The 13,770-nt window shown below is 63.0% G+C and carries 11 protein-coding genes; 7 read left to right on the forward strand and 4 right to left on the reverse strand.

What is annotated here, in order from left to right:
- Positions 1–77: 77 nt before the first annotated feature.
- The 3 genes from AC4LE2_RS15750 (at position 78) to AC4LE2_RS15760 (ending at position 3,650) form a co-directional block, all read left to right on the forward strand.
- Positions 78–890 carry a cytochrome C assembly family protein gene (locus AC4LE2_RS15750; protein WP_491826649.1) on the forward strand — a complete coding sequence of 271 codons (813 nt, stop codon included), beginning with the start codon at positions 78–80 and terminating at the stop codon, positions 888–890.
- A 9-nt stretch (positions 891–899) separates the two neighbouring features.
- Positions 900–2,105, forward strand: a complete 1,206-nt coding sequence (locus tag AC4LE2_RS15755; RefSeq protein ID WP_491826650.1) for a transporter associated domain-containing protein — start codon at positions 900–902, stop codon at positions 2,103–2,105.
- Positions 2,106–2,342: 237 nt separating this feature from the next.
- Positions 2,343–3,650, forward strand: coding sequence for an MFS transporter (locus tag AC4LE2_RS15760; protein ID WP_491826651.1), 1,308 nt, complete (start codon positions 2,343–2,345; stop codon positions 3,648–3,650).
- Between the two features lie 9 nt (positions 3,651–3,659).
- Here the strand turns inward: AC4LE2_RS15760 and purT are convergent, their stop codons facing one another.
- From purT to AC4LE2_RS15775, 3 genes are all read right to left on the reverse strand, one after another.
- Entirely contained in the window at positions 3,660–4,841 is a 1,182-nt protein-coding gene (gene purT / locus AC4LE2_RS15765; RefSeq protein WP_491826652.1) for a formate-dependent phosphoribosylglycinamide formyltransferase, read from the reverse strand.
- 98 nt (positions 4,842–4,939) lie between these two features.
- A complete protein-coding gene (locus tag AC4LE2_RS15770) occupies positions 4,940–5,158 on the reverse strand; it encodes a DUF1289 domain-containing protein (protein ID WP_491826653.1) in 219 nt (72 codons plus the stop codon).
- A gap of 23 nt (positions 5,159–5,181) precedes the next feature.
- Positions 5,182–5,781, reverse strand: coding sequence for a CoA pyrophosphatase (locus AC4LE2_RS15775; RefSeq protein WP_491826654.1), 600 nt, complete (start codon positions 5,779–5,781; stop codon positions 5,182–5,184).
- A 106-nt stretch (positions 5,782–5,887) separates the two neighbouring features.
- On the opposite strand from AC4LE2_RS15775, the gene AC4LE2_RS15780 reads away from it, so the two are divergent.
- From AC4LE2_RS15780 to AC4LE2_RS15795, 4 genes are all read left to right on the forward strand, one after another.
- A complete protein-coding gene (locus tag AC4LE2_RS15780; RefSeq protein ID WP_491826655.1) occupies positions 5,888–6,448 on the forward strand; it encodes an NUDIX hydrolase in 561 nt (186 codons plus the stop codon).
- A 17-nt stretch (positions 6,449–6,465) separates the two neighbouring features.
- Entirely contained in the window at positions 6,466–7,011 is a 546-nt protein-coding gene (locus tag AC4LE2_RS15785; RefSeq protein WP_491826656.1) for a L,D-transpeptidase family protein, read from the forward strand.
- A gap of 129 nt (positions 7,012–7,140) precedes the next feature.
- A complete protein-coding gene (locus AC4LE2_RS15790; protein ID WP_491826657.1) occupies positions 7,141–8,844 on the forward strand; it encodes a ShlB/FhaC/HecB family hemolysin secretion/activation protein in 1,704 nt (567 codons plus the stop codon).
- A 26-nt stretch (positions 8,845–8,870) separates the two neighbouring features.
- Entirely contained in the window at positions 8,871–13,433 is a 4,563-nt protein-coding gene (locus tag AC4LE2_RS15795; RefSeq protein WP_491826658.1) for a hemagglutinin repeat-containing protein, read from the forward strand.
- A 25-nt stretch (positions 13,434–13,458) separates the two neighbouring features.
- Here AC4LE2_RS15795 and AC4LE2_RS15800 read toward each other — a convergent pair whose 3' ends face one another.
- The gene (locus tag AC4LE2_RS15800; protein WP_491826659.1) at positions 13,459–13,770 is read right to left on the reverse strand and encodes an NGG1p interacting factor NIF3; all 312 of its coding nucleotides are present in this window, start codon (positions 13,768–13,770) and stop codon (positions 13,459–13,461) included.

Raw genomic sequence — 13,770 nt, forward strand, 5'->3', positions numbered from 1 at the left:
CGAGGCCAGGCCGTAGTCTTTATCCCAGCAAAGGTCTATGCCACACTCGCGCCTTTAGTTAGCGCTTGCCAGGACCTATGCTCCCCTTGCCCTCCAGTTTGCTTCCAAGCCTCGCCTCGGCGCTGATCTACGCAGGTGCCACGGCCTACCATGGCGCCCGGCTCGCTCGCGGGGCGAAAGCCAACAGGGCCCTACTGTGCGGCGGGGGCGTGGTCGCGGTGTTGTTGCATGCGCTCGCGCTGTCGTCACAGATGATCGGCGCCGAAGGGCTGAACCTAGACTTCATTACCGCGGCCAGCCTGATCGCGGCGGCGGTTATCGCCCTCACGCTACTGGCGTGCGCGTCCCTGCCGGTCGAGAACCTGCTGGTGCTGCTCTACCCCTTGGGCCTCATCACTACCCTGGTGGCACAATTCGCGCCGACTGGCACGGTGCCTCGCATCGACGAAGAGCCCGGCATTCTTATCCACATCCTGCTGTCGATCCTGGCGTATGGCGTGTTCACCATCGCCGCTTTCCAGGCCTTGCTGTTACTGCTTCAAGACCACCAGCTCAAGCACAAACACCCCTCAGGCCCTATTCGTGCCTTCCCTCCATTGCAAACCATGGAAAGCCTGCTGTTCGGCTTTCTGTGGGCAGGTTGGGTGCTGCTGTCACTGTCGCTGGTGTCCGGTTGGCTGTTCCTGGAGAACATGTTTGCCCAGCACCTGGTGCATAAAACCTTGTTGTCCTGCCTGGCCTGGGTGGTCTTCAGCGTATTGCTGGTGGGCCGCACCCGGCTTGGATGGCGCGGTCACGTGGCCATCCGCTGGACGCTTTCAGGGTTCGTCCTGCTGATGCTGGCGTATTTCGGCAGCAAGCTGGTCCGCGAATACATCCTGCATATCTAGGTGACTGTCATGGTGTTGTCAGTACCGCCTACGGCCGGCGTCATCGCTCTCGCGTTGCTGTGGTGCGGCGCCCTTACCGCCTACGACCATGCCCGCCTGGCACGCCAAGGCCGAAGCCGGCGCGCCCAGGACCGGGAGCAGTCGGCGTTTAACCAGGCACGCCTGGCCTTCCACTTGATCATCATCAGCCTGGCGGTAGTGCTCGGCGTACAGGCGCGCGGCGCCGTAGGGGCCGGTGGTGGTGCCCTGTTGGCATGGCTGGCGATCATTGTGCTTACCACACTGGTGCCCACGCTACTGGCCCAGCGCTATGCCGACCGTTTCGGCCAGGCAGGGCTGGTGCTGTGGCTACCCGTGCGTTTGGCGCTGCCGTTCGCCCACGCGCAGCAACGCCTGCTCCACGGCTTCAGGCAGCCCTCCCCTGCCCGCCACGACCCTTCGGAGCGCCACCCCCAGGCCGAGCCCAGCCAGGACCAGCTTGAATCCGTCGAAAGCCCTGCGTCCAGGCAGGGCGTAGCCAGCGGGATCATGGGGCTGGAACGGATGACGGTGAACGACATCCTGATACCGCGCCACGAAGTGGATGGCCTGGACCTGGACGACCCACTGGACGCGATCATCGATCAACTCATGGTCAGCCGGCACACGCGCCTGCCGGTATACCGGGGTGATATCAATCAGGTCGACAAAGTGGTGAACACACGGCAAATAAGCCATTTGTTGCCTAGCCGAAGCCTGACCCTCGAGGCACTGATGGGGGCCTGCTACGAAGCGTATTTCGTGCCCGAAGCAACGCCCTTGCATATCCAGCTGCTGAACTTCCATAAACAGCAACGGCGGCTGGGCATGGTCGTGGACGAGTACGGTGAGGTCTTGGGCTTGGTGACCCTGGAGGATATTCTCGAAGAGATCGTTGGCGAGTTCGAGCACGAAACCACTGGTAGCCACCCACACGTCTTCCCCCAGGCTGACGGCCGTTATGTCCTCGACGGCGCCGCCAGCCTGCGCGACCTGAATAAAGTACTGGGGTGGCACTTGCCCAGTGATGGGCCTAAAACCTTGAACGGCCTGATTACCGAAGCGCTGGAGTCCATTCCAAAACGCTCGGTGTGCCTGAAAATTGGCCACTACCGGATGGAAATCCTCGAAACCGAAGAAAACCGCGTGAAGCGCGTATTGGCATGGCAGCACATCGCCCCTGCTGCTGCGCCCTGACAGGCAACATTGCCCAAGGCGCCTGTCCTTCCTATACTCCACGGGCTTACCCAGCCCGCCGAAGCCGGTGCCACCCGCACCGCACGCCTCGGCCAGTCAGTTTGGCTGAACACTGCAACCGCCCCTGTACATACAAGGTGCGGCGGCGCTCCCCGACCCAGGGCGTTGTTCAGCGCACATTACAATAATTGCCAGCACGGCCACGCCGTTCATGGCTCCATGACTGTCGAGACGCCCATGACTTCTACTACCCTCGCGGCCGATGCGCCGCTGATGGCGCCCCCCGTCAATTCGGCGGCCCGTGTTGCTACCGCCAGTTTCATCGGCACTGCAATCGAGTTCTATGATTTCTACGTGTACGCCACCGCCGCTGCGCTGGTGATCGGCCCGGTGTTCTTCCCGCAAACCTCCGGCACAGCGCAAATGCTGTCGGCCTTCCTGACCTTCGGCATTGCCTTCCTCGCCCGCCCCTTAGGCTCGGCCCTGTTTGGCCATTTCGGTGATCGAGTAGGGCGCAAAGCCACCTTGGTGGCGTCGCTACTATTGATGGGCGTGTGTACCACGCTGATAGGGGTGCTTCCGGGCCATGACCAGATTGGCTTGTGGGCGCCGGTAATACTCTGCGTACTGCGCTTTGGCCAGGGGCTGGGGTTGGGCGGAGAATGGGGCGGTGCAGCGCTGCTGGCCACGGAAAACGCCCCTCAAGGCAAACGCGGCTGGTTTGGGATGTTTCCTCAACTGGGGCCATCCATTGGGTTTTTGGTGGCTAACGGCTTGTTCCTTGGGCTGGCCCTAGGCCTGGACGACGCACAATTTCGTAGCTGGGGCTGGCGGCTGCCGTTCCTGCTCAGTGCCGTGCTGGTGGTGATCGGCTTGTATGTGCGCCTGAAACTAGCCGAAACGCCGGTGTTCGCTGCCGCACTGGCGCGGCATGAAACCGCCAAGGCACCCGTAATCGAGGTGTTCCGTGACCACTGGCGGCCCATGCTGCTAGGCGCCGCCGCCATGGTGGTGTGCTATGCGCTGTTTTACATTTCTACGGTATTTTCGCTGAGCTACGGGGTAACCGCGCTGGGGTACAGTCGCCAGGCGTTTTTGGCCATGCTGTGCTTTGCCGTGCTCTTCATGGCGGCCGCCACACCGGTCTGCGCCTGGCTGAGTGACCGTTACGGGCGTAAACCCGTGCTGCTGGTCAGTGGCGCCCTGGCGCTGGCGTCCGGGTTTGCCATGGAGCCGTTGCTGACACAGGGTTCAGCCACCGGGGTGGTGCTATTCCTGAGCCTGGAGCTGCTATTGATGGGCGCAACCTTTGCCCCCATGGGCGCGCTGCTGCCCGAGCTGTTTCCTACTCGGGTGCGCTACACGGGAGCGTCGGCGGCGTACAACATCGGCGGTATCGTGGGCGCCTCGGCTGCGCCCTTCTTCGCTCAAAAACTCGTTGCCATGGGCGGCTTAAGCTGGGTGGGCGGCTATGTGTCCGCCGCCGCCCTGATCAGCCTTGTCGCGGTGGCCTGCCTGAAGGAAACCCGTCATCAGGCGCTGTAGCAGGCTGACCTAGAGCTCTACTTTCACCGCCTGAGCGGCACGGGTGGCCTTGGCGCGAGCGGCGTCGATCGAGGTGTCACGCGCCAGGGCCACGCCCATGCGGCGTTGGCCGTTGACCTCTGGCTTACCGAACAAGCGTAGGGCGGTGTCTGCCTCGCTCAGCGCTTCGCCCAAGTTGGCGAACGCCGTTTGCCGAGAGCTACCATTGACCAGCACCACGGCCGATGCCGATGGGCCGAACTGGCGAACCACCGGGACCGGCAACCCCAAAATCGCACGGGCATGCAGCGCGAACTGGGACAAATCCTGGGAAATCAGGGTAACCAGGCCGGTATCGTGCGGGCGTGGCGAGACCTCGCTGAACCACACCTGGTCCCCTTTGATGAACAGCTCTACGCCGAACATGCCGCGCCCGCCCAGGGCCTCGGTCACGGCGCGGGCCACTTCGCGGGAGGCTTCCAAGGCTTTTTGGCTCATGGCCTGAGGTTGCCAGGACTCCTGATAATCGCCGTTTTCCTGGCGATGGCCTACGGGCTCACAGAAGGTGGTGCCGTTACCATGGCGTACGGTCAGCAGAGTGATTTCGTAATCGAAGTTTATAAAGCCTTCAACGATCACTCGGCCCTTGCCCGCACGGCCGCCTTCCTGGGCATAGTCCCACGCGCGTTGCACGTCGGCTTCGCTTTTAAGCAGGCTCTGGCCTTTGCCGGACGAACTTATCACTGGTTTCACGACACAGGGGAAACCCAGCGCGCGCACGGCCTCGCGGTAGTCTTCAAGGGTATCGGCAAAGTGATAGGGCGACGTGGGCAGCCCTAACTCTTCTGCTGCCAGGCGACGAATGCCTTCGCGGTTCATGGTCAGTTGCGCGGCACGTGCGGTGGGAATGACCGTGAAACCTTCGTTTTCCAGCGCCACCAGGGTAGCGGTGGAGATGGCCTCGATCTCCGGCACGATGTAATGCGGTTTTTCAGCTTCGATCACCTGCCGCAGTGCGTCGCCGTCAAGCATGTTGATCACATGGCTACGGTGCGCCACCTGCATGGCCGGCGCGTCGGCGTAACGGTCCACGGCGATCACTTCGACACCCAGCCGCTGCAGCTCGATCACCACTTCCTTGCCCAGCTCTCCCGAGCCGCACAGCAATACACGGGTGGCGGTCGGTGACAGCGGGGTTCCGATACGGGTCATGTCAGGTCCTCAGGGTAAGCAATCGAGGGCCGCCGGGCGCAACCCTTCAAAGGCGCGCATTCTACAACAAGCCCGTGCGCATGACCGCACCCCTCCGCCTAGCGCATCAGCCCCTGGGCCTTCGCCCGCGCAGTGGCCAGGGCAATCACCCGACGCCGTTCGTCGTTGCTCATGCGGCCCCATTGGGTGATTTCGGCAGCGGTACGTTGGCAGCCCGTGCACAGGTCGTTGTCATCGAGCGCGCACACGCTGACGCAGGGCGAGCGTACCGGGCGCACCGGGTCGGTGTTCGTGGCAGGTTCAGGCAGAGCGGTCATAGCGATGTGATTCCAGATAACGACTACGCCAGGCGCGCAGGCCCGACAGGGCGTTCCATGATGATGCCCGCGTCGTAGACCACGTTCATCAGTTCCACGATCATGATGGCAGTGAGGCCCCATATTTTGTAGCCGTCGTAGCGGTAACAGGGGATATGCCAGTCACGCCCCTGAAGGTCGACACGGTGGGTGTGCTCCTTGGGGGGCTGCAGGAAGAAATCCAGCGGTACGGAGAACACCGCGGCGATTTCCGCGTCGTTGGGGCGGTACTCGACGAAATCAGGGATGATCCCCGCGATAGGGGTCACCTTCAGGCCATGCGCGGAGATCAAGGGGCTCATCGGGCCGATCACTTCGACCATGCCGGGCGGTAGGCCGATCTCTTCTTCGGCCTCGCGCAGCGCCGTAAAGGTGAGGTTTGTGTCTTCGGGGTCGCGACGGCCACCGGGAAAGGCGACTTCACCGCCATGGGTCGACAACCCCTTGGCCCGTAACGTGAGGATCAGCTCAGGGCTCTCGGCCCGGGTGATGGGCATCAGTACCGCGGCTTCAGGAAAGCGTCGGTCGACCTCCAGCGTACGCGGAACATGACTGCCGATACGGCGCAATAACTCCTCGAGCATGGTGTCCCCCGCTTCTTGGCCTGCCCTCCATCATGCTACAAAGGCGCGTATAGCCCAACCCAAAAATGCAGTCCCTTTTACAGCCTGCCCTATCAGCGAGAACTCAATGAATTTCTGCAGCCAGTGCGGCCACGCCGTGTCCCGCCTGATCCCCGAAGGGGACGCTCGCTTGCGCGATGTGTGCCCCGCGTGTGGCACGGTGCATTACCAGAACCCCAACATCGTGGCCGGGGCCTTGCCGGTGTGGGGCGACCAGGTGCTGCTGTGCCGCCGCGCCATCGAGCCGCGCAAAGGCTTTTGGACGTTGCCCGCAGGCTTTATGGAAAATGGCGAAACCGTGCAGCAGGCGGCGCTTCGGGAGACCGAAGAAGAAGCCTGCGCGCGCCTGGACGACCTTCATCTGTATACCGTGCTAGACGTGCCTCACATCAACCAGGTGCACGTGTTCTTCCGAGCCACGCTGGCTGACCTGGATTTCGCGGCCGGCATTGAAAGCCTTGAGGTGAAGCTGTTCAGCGAAAAAGACATACCCTGGTCGGAGCTGGCTTTCCGCACCGTGGCCCGTACTTTAGAATGCTGGCTCGATGACCGCCGTGGCGGCAATTTCCCGGTACGCAACGAAGCCCTGCCGCCGATGTACGCGCAGCCCGTCACCCCCTTGACCTGAGCGAGTGCCCTTTATCCATGCGTATGCTGTTTGCGATGCTGTGCCTGTCGTTCGCGTGCGCAGCCAACGCCAGCTTCACTCAAACCATCGTTCCTCGGCCGCTGGGCACGCCAGCGCCGGCGCCGTTGGCTGTCAATGGCTCGGTGGACAAGCTGCTGGTCATCAAATCTGCTCGCCAGTTGCAGTTGCTCAGTCACGGGGTGGCGGTGAAGACGTACCGGGTATCCCTGGGCAAGCAACCACGCGGTGCCAAAGCGCGCGAGGGCGACAAACGTACCCCGGAAGGCCTGTACTGGGTGGACTGGCGCAAGGTAAGCGACCGCTTCAACCTGGCGCTGCACCTGTCCTACCCCAATGCACGGGACGCGAACAACGCCCGCAATGCCGGGGTCGAGCCTGGGGGCATGATCATGATCCACGGCACGCCGGTCAGCGAAGACTACCCCGAGTGGTACTTCCAGTCGCTGGACTGGACCGACGGCTGCATTGCGCTGAACAACACCGACATGCAGGAAGTGTGGAGCCTGGTGAAGGATGGCACACTTATCGAGATCCGACCGTAGGGATAAGCGCTTCGCCAGGAATTTTCCTGCAATTCTGTCAAAAACGTCCTGCACCTTTATAAGCCGGGGATTACAGCGACCACTGCCCTACCCCACGTAAGGTGATAGCCATTCAAACGGATGGCTATTATGGTGCATAGATTCATCTTTTTGGTTAGCCTCACCGCAGGCAGCTTTTCTGCTGCCAGCGTGCTGGCGCAGCCTGCCGTACCTGAGGCGCCCTCGCGGTTCATCCACGATGCCGAGCAGCGTCGCGAGGCCCTTGAGTGGGAGCGGCGGCAGCGGCAATTGAATGATGACCCTGCTGCACCCCCAGCCGTCCAACCACCGGGAGTGCCCCCTCCTGAGGAGGAAGGCCCTGACGCGCCCTGCTGGTACATCACCGGCGTACGCCTGGCAGGCAACCACAACCTGCCGGGGGACCGCTTGTACCAGGCGGTGCAGCCCCATCTCAGCCCGTGCCTGACGCCTGGCCAGATCAACCGGGTGTTGGCGGCCATTACCGGCGTTTACACCGCAGCAGGTTACGTGGCCAGCCGCCCCATGCTGCTGGCGCCCCCGATCGATGGCGAGCCCTTGATGCTGGGCATCGAAGAGGGGTTTGTAGAAGCCATCGAACTGGCCGGTGACGACCTCCCCATCAGCCTGGCCGCAGCCTTTCCAGGGATGCTGGGCGAGCCGTTGCACTTGCGCCAGCTAGAGCAAGGGCTGGAACAGCTAAACCGCCTGCGCTCCATCGACCTGACCGCCGACATACTGCCAGGGCAACTGCCGGGAGGCTCGCGGGTGGTATTGAGCGCCCTGAGCCGGCCCAGCCGCTGGGAGGTGGTTGCGGCGCGTGATAACGGCGGTAGCGCGAGTACCGGGCGTGATCGAACCCACCTGAGCCTGTCGCTGGATAACCCGCTGTCGCACAACGACAGCTTGACCGTCTATGGCAGCGGCTCCCGCATCGGTGACGCCAATAGTCTCTCGGCGGGTGTGTACTACAGTACTCCCTACGGCCCCTGGAACCTGACGCTGAATGCCAACCGGTTTCGCTACCGTACCGCTTTGGCGGGCAACACGGGGCACCTAGGCTTCGAAGGGGGCAGCACCCTGCTGGGTTATGGGCTGGAACGCACCCTGTGGCGGGACCAGCAGCGGCTGTTGAGTGGCACCCTGCGCCTGGAAGACAAACGCACCGATGCGTACTTTGCAGGTACGCGCCTTACGGTTCAAAGCCCTCACTACCGCACCCTGCAGCTGGGGCTTAATGGCCTGTGGCTGATGGGCAACACTACCTGGGCGGGCACCTTGGCCTACAGCCGTGGCCTGGGCGGCTGGACCGCCAACAAGGGGCGCGCCGTTTCACAACCCCATGCCCAAACTGCCCGCTTCGACAAGTGGCATGCCAGCATGTCGCGAACGACCGCCTATCACTGGGGCGGGTTGACCTACACCATCAGCAGCGCCCTGCACGCTCAATACAGCCCTCAGTATTTGCCCGCCCCAGAAGGCCTGGGCCTGACGAGCGGCAGCCTTGTGCGCGGCTTTCAGCGAGGCGGCGCCGACACCAGCAACGGCGTGGCCTGGCGCACCAACCTCGCCCTCCCCTTTTCGCTGCCGTCCGCCTTCACCTTCACCCCAACCCTGGGCCTGGACACCGGCTGGGCCGACGGCCAAGGCGGCACCCCCACCCATTCAGGTACACGCCTGCTAGGGGCCGCCATTGGCGCCGGCCTTAGCCACCCCAACGGCCGCCTCGACGCCGAGTACCAACGCAGCCTCTACCGCCGTGGGGCCCTGACCGAGCCCGGCTACTGGCGCCTAGGCCTGCAACTGCGCTTTTAACCCTCCCCCACCACGAGAAACCCCCAATGAAAAAAACCAAAGGTTCTCCACAGTGCTACCTGCGCCCCGATCCCTTGCGCTTGGCCATCGCAGTAGCGTTGTTTGCCCAACCCCTGGTAGCACTGGGTAACGGCATTGCGCCAGTAACGGGGCCGGGTGGCACACCGCTGCTGAGTGAGTACAACGGCGTGCCCGTGGTGGGCATCACTGCCCCCAACGGCAACGGGTTGTCCCATAACCAGTTCAGTGACTACAACGTGCCCGTGCAGGGGCTGGTGCTGAACAATGCCGTCGCGGGCGGGCTATCTCACCTGGCCGGCGAGCTGGCTGCAAACCCTCAGTTTCAAGGGCAGGCTGCGAGCGTCATCCTCAACGAAGTGGTAGGCCAGCGGTCGTCCAACGTGCTGGGTACCCAGGAGATTTTCGGCAGCGCGGCGGACTACGTACTGGCCAACCCCAACGGCATTCACATCCAGGGCGTGGGCTTTATCAATACGCCGCGGGCGGTGTTTCTGGTAGGCACCCCCGAGATCGAGGACGGCCGCCTGACCGGCCTCAACACCTTCGGTGCGCCAGGCGAGCTACGCATACAGGGTGGCGGCTTGAGCACCGAAGCCGCCATTGGCCTGATCGCCCCTCGTATCGACAGCCAGGGGCAATTGAGCGCTGGCCCCGACCTCAGCGCCATTGCCGGGCGCAACCGTGTCTCGGCCCAGACCCTGGACGTATTGGAAAGCCGCCAAGCGCCCGACCTGGCGCACGGTATCGACCTCAATGCACTGGGCGCGATGCGCGCAGGGCGTATTCGGCTGATCAGTACCCGAGAGGGCGCGGGCATTCGGCTGGCCGGGCCTGAGGTGATGGGCCGCCAGGGCGTCACTGTCGATTCCGCTGGCGACTTGGTGATCGGCCGCGAAGGCAATGAAGGCCGTACCCGGATAGGCGCGGCACAGGGCGAGCTCAGCCTCAAGGCCACGCGGGACCTCACCATCAGTGGCAGCGGCCTGGCGGGGCGTACGGTCCGCGCCCATGCCGGCCGCGACCTCACCCTGGACGCCGCCACCCGGGAAAAACTCGAACAGCGCCGCGAGGCCTGGAGCAAGAAAACCCTGTTCATCACCACCGAAACCTATTCCCAAGACACCGCGACCACCCGTAAACGGCTGGAGGGCACGACCGTCACCGCCGCCGAAAACGCTGAACTCTCAGCCGGCCGAAACGTAACGCTGCGTGCGACCGCAGTGCAAGCGGGGCAGGCCTTGAAGGTAAAAGGGGGCAATAACGTCACCATCGAAGCCGGCGTCGAACGCACCACTCGCAGCCAGGAAACCCATCACCGCAAGCACCTATGGCGGGGGGATAAAACAGAGTCCAGCACGAGCGAAACCGCCAGCCCCTCGGTACTGGAAGGCGCAACGGTCTCCATCGAAGCCGGCGGCAAGGCACGGGTGCGTGGCAGTGACATCACCTCGAAAGGCGACCTGGCTATCAAGGCGCAATCCATAGACATCGATGCTCAGGGCTTTGAGCACACCTCCGACAAGGACGAATACCGGGGCGACTTGGCCAAGGGATTTTTCTTCAAGAACACGGGCGGCCGTAAAGAGACCGGCACCGTCCACCGAGGGAGCCAACTAACGGCTGGAGGCACCGCCAGCCTGGTGTCGGATGACGTGCGGGTGCGTGGCAGTAAGGTAGAAGGCGCGAATGGTACCTTTACGGTTGGCGAGAAAGGCAGCGTGGTGATCGAGAACGTCACCGACTTCAGACAGGTAACCGAACACCGCAACACGACCCAAATGGGTGGTGCGCTGGGTACCAAGCAGTCAACGGATGCAACCCAAAGAACGGCTAAAGCGTCTGAGTTCACCACCGCAGGCGCTCACACCGTCGCGAGTGCCACCGACATCAAGGTGATAGGTTCGAAGGTCGTCGCAGGAGGCGCTGTAGCGTTCGATGCCAAGGGCACGGTCGACGTGCTTTCGGGCAAGGACACCCGCGATGAAACCACGACCGCTCGTAACGGCGCCTTCACAGGCAGCGCGGGCGAAACCCGCCCTCCCGAAGAAGGCAAGGACAGGTCCCTGCAATGGCAGGCCCTAGGGGGCTACCAGCAGAAAAACACACGAGAAGAAACCCGCCGCACCGAGCACCAGCCTTCGTTGGTTGAAGGAGCCATGGTTCAGGTGACCGCACAGGCCGTGACCGTGGGCGCCTCAAAGGTGAGGTCCACCCAGGGGGATCTGGATATAAAGGCCGAAACCCTGAGCGTTATCTCCGAAGTGGACGAAACCCGCAAAGCCACTGAAAGCTCCACGAGCATGGGCGGCATCAAGGTGCAGGTCGGGGCCGAGCGGGCGGGCAGCGCCTCCGTGGGCAGCCACGCCAAGGACACCGAAACCGCCAGCAGTACCCAACTCGCCCTGGCCTCGCTCGAATCAGAAAACGACCTCAACCTGGATATTTCAGAGCGCATCGATTACGCGGGTGCCAAGGTCGTGGCCAAAGGCGAGGTCAACGAAATCAGTAAAGAAATTCATCGCGAGGAGGTTGCAACTCACGATGAGACGCAAAAAACCAGTTCGCGTATCCAGGGCGAGCTGGGCCTGAGTGCTGAAATCAAGGACATCACCGGCCCTATCCGCAAGGCCATCGAAGGCAAGGACCAGGCGCGCTTCCAGCAGACAGGCGTAGAAGACGCCCTGGCACCGCCGTCGCTGGGTGTGGATGGCACCGGCACCTACGCCTACCGTGCCGAAGGCCTGCGGACTGAGCAGCCGAACGTCACCGAACTCTCTGGCGCTGAAACCAACACCACCGTGGAGGGGTTGCTCTATGACCGGGGCACGCTGTACACCGCCGCCAACGGCAAGCCTTCCATCACCGCCGACACCCATGACGCCCCTGCCGCGTACGCAACACGCGTTGAAACCCGCACGGACACCCAAATAGAGGCGGGCCTGCGGGTGGACACGGTCACCACCGCCGACGTAAACGGCACCCTGAAGGGAAGCGGCACTTCTCACAGCCTGTTGGACGAAAGCACCACCGCTTACACCCTGGGCGTGGCCGGCAAAAAAGGCGTGGCCATCCAGTTGGGCGCGGACGGCCGCTACGAAGGGGCCAACTTCGACGCAGGCGAAGGCCGCCTGGACACAAAGGTGGGGGGAGACCTGGACATACTCCAAGCGCAACACCGCCAGCATTCGGAAACATCCACGACTACGGGTTACGGCCTGGTGAAGGCAGGCAACGCCCCGACCGGCCAAAACGCACTCCTGATGGCAGCACTTGAGCAAAACACCCTCACCACCACCAACACGCAAGGGGTGGGCGGCAGCATCAAAACGGCAGAGGGCACCGTGCAGGGAGAGGGCAACGTGAATCTTCAAGGCGTGGCTATCAACCATGGCAATAAAGCCACTGAGCGCTTTGAGGTCACGGCCGGCGGCAAGGCCGAGCTGACCGCCACGGTCGACACCCATGAGGCTGAGGGCAAGCAACTGGGCGGTGCGGTGCAATTCAACGCTAGCCGCAACCCAGCCGCCGACGCTCAGCGCAAAGGTGCAGGCATTGGCGGCCATATCGATATAGGGCGTGTGGACGAACAGTCCGAGACACGCAAGGGCGCGGCACTCAAGGTCAATGAGTTGGTGGTAACAGGCCACGCCCACGACGCCACCTCGGTACGCCTGGAGGGCACGCAATTAGCCGGTGACCGTTTACAGCTGGAGGCCCCGAACGGCGGTATCAGTATCGAGGCGGCCCGTAGCCAGGAGCACAAAGACAACCTGCGTCTCGCAACCGGCGCTGGTGTCAACGGCAGCCGTGGCTTAAACAAGGACGACGACGCCTCGGCACTCTACGCCCGAGGCAAGGTGGACGTCGACCGCGTGGAAACCACCACCCACGCCAATGCAGACATCCGGACGAAAACCCTGGCACTCGAATCGGCCATGGATACCCGCCTGGAGGGCGCGGTGATCACCGCCAATAACGTAAGCGGCACCGTTGGCGGCGACCTGGTGGTGAGCAGCCTGAAGGATGAAGTGTCGTCCACTCAGGTGAAGGTGGATGGCCGTTTCGGCAAGGAGAACAACCCTCAAGGCCTGCTCAATGGCCTGAGCGCGGTCACAGGCCCCTTCGCGGATAAAGCCAAGGAAAAGCTTGGCAAGTCGCTACAGGCTATTGACCCTAAACTGAGCCCTACCCTGCTGCTCGACGTGGTTCATGAGCGGCGTGATCAGGTGGCGAAGGCAACCACCCTCAGCGGTCGTGAAGGCATTGACCTGGACGTGGCGGGCACTACCCAACTGACAGGGGCCAAGCTGCGTTCCGCCCAAGGCAGCGTAGCGTTGGGCGGCAGCGACGTGCAATTGACCGACCTGAGCGGCCGGGACTATCGAGCGGACGTGAGCATCAACGCTTCCGCAGGCCCTGCAGAGCTGCTAACCAGCGTGGTCAACGAACTCACCACTGGCCGTAGTGAGCAGGCCAAGGCCGACGAACACGGCAACCTGGGGGTGATTCGCGCCGGCGGCCATGATCGGCAGCACACCACTGCCGCTGCCGTGGAGGAGCGGCGTTGATCGGTTAAGGGGGGCGGTGGGCAGGCTACAGGTCGTGTAGCCGCCACACGTCATAGGCTGGCGTTTCATAAGGGTGGCTGTGCTTGAGAGCGGCCACCACAGCCTCGATCAGCGCATCGGCCACCACCATCTCGACGCGCCATTCCTGAAGCGTTTCGACGGTGCCCGCCTGGCCAATGAACGGTTCGCTACCGCCCAGTGGCCGAAACTGACCCTGCCCCATCACCTGCCAGCAGCAACGATCGTAGTTGCCGATGCAACCACCGCCAGCATCGAACACAGCAGCCTTCACGGATTCAAGGTGACTTGGGGGCACGAAGAAGCACAGTTTGTACAT

The organism is Pseudomonas sp. 9.3L, assembly GCF_058536285.1.

What these genes read in the sequence shown, in the direction of transcription:
- AC4LE2_RS15785 (WP_491826656.1), top strand. Translation starts at nt 6,466, where the DNA reads ATGCGTATGCTGTTTGCGATGCTGTGCCTGTCGTTCGCGTGCGCAGCC.
- AC4LE2_RS15750 (WP_491826649.1), top strand. Translation starts at nt 78, where the DNA reads ATGCTCCCCTTGCCCTCCAGTTTGCTTCCAAGCCTCGCCTCGGCGCTG.
- AC4LE2_RS15775 (WP_491826654.1), bottom strand. Translation starts at nt 5,781, where the DNA reads ATGCTCGAGGAGTTATTGCGCCGTATCGGCAGTCATGTTCCGCGTACG.
- AC4LE2_RS15760 (WP_491826651.1), top strand. Translation starts at nt 2,343, where the DNA reads ATGACTTCTACTACCCTCGCGGCCGATGCGCCGCTGATGGCGCCCCCC.
- AC4LE2_RS15800 (WP_491826659.1), bottom strand. Translation starts at nt 13,770, where the DNA reads ATGTACAAACTGTGCTTCTTCGTGCCCCCAAGTCACCTTGAATCCGTG.
- AC4LE2_RS15755 (WP_491826650.1), top strand. Translation starts at nt 900, where the DNA reads ATGGTGTTGTCAGTACCGCCTACGGCCGGCGTCATCGCTCTCGCGTTG.
- AC4LE2_RS15795 (WP_491826658.1), top strand. Translation starts at nt 8,871, where the DNA reads ATGAAAAAAACCAAAGGTTCTCCACAGTGCTACCTGCGCCCCGATCCC.
- AC4LE2_RS15770 (WP_491826653.1), bottom strand. Translation starts at nt 5,158, where the DNA reads ATGACCGCTCTGCCTGAACCTGCCACGAACACCGACCCGGTGCGCCCG.
- AC4LE2_RS15790 (WP_491826657.1), top strand. Translation starts at nt 7,141, where the DNA reads ATGGTGCATAGATTCATCTTTTTGGTTAGCCTCACCGCAGGCAGCTTT.
- AC4LE2_RS15780 (WP_491826655.1), top strand. Translation starts at nt 5,888, where the DNA reads ATGAATTTCTGCAGCCAGTGCGGCCACGCCGTGTCCCGCCTGATCCCC.
- purT (WP_491826652.1), bottom strand. Translation starts at nt 4,841, where the DNA reads ATGACCCGTATCGGAACCCCGCTGTCACCGACCGCCACCCGTGTATTG.